1 pseudogene is annotated in these 387 nt (G+C 61.8%); it reads right to left on the bottom strand.

Annotated features, from left to right (window positions below):
- Positions 1 to 387: pseudogene (locus WG8_RS28305) on the bottom strand (glycosyl hydrolase); the annotation flags it as partial.

Here is a 387-nt window from a genome sequence, read left to right as displayed (position 1 = left end):
CGGCTAATCGCCTGCCAGCACAGGTCTGCTGCCCGCCGGAACGCACCCGCAAGCCCGCGCTCGCCTGCTGTATAAGCCTGCTGCGCATGGGTCGTGAAGACAAAGGCCGCAGCCGCTTCGTTCCACTGATGCTGCGCGCTTCGACCGCGCGGCGGAATTTCTCCGTGCGGGGATAACGCCAGCAATGAGCTGAGCGCCCCTCTGCGAAGATGGTCACGCAGTTCAAGAGCGCAGCTGCCATCATATCCGTTCTCCAGCATCACGCCCAGATGAAAGCGAGTGACGATATCGTAGGCGAACGGGCTATTGGGTCGGTCCAGCGGACCGTCCTGATACAGTCCCAAGCCGGTAAAGCGAGGCAAATGGTAGCTGCGGATATACGCCTCC

The organism is Paenibacillus sp. Aloe-11 (assembly GCF_000245715.1).
Lineage (GTDB): Bacteria > Bacillota > Bacilli > Paenibacillales > Paenibacillaceae > Paenibacillus > Paenibacillus kribbensis.
This window is presented reverse-complemented; position numbering and strand designations above follow the sequence as displayed.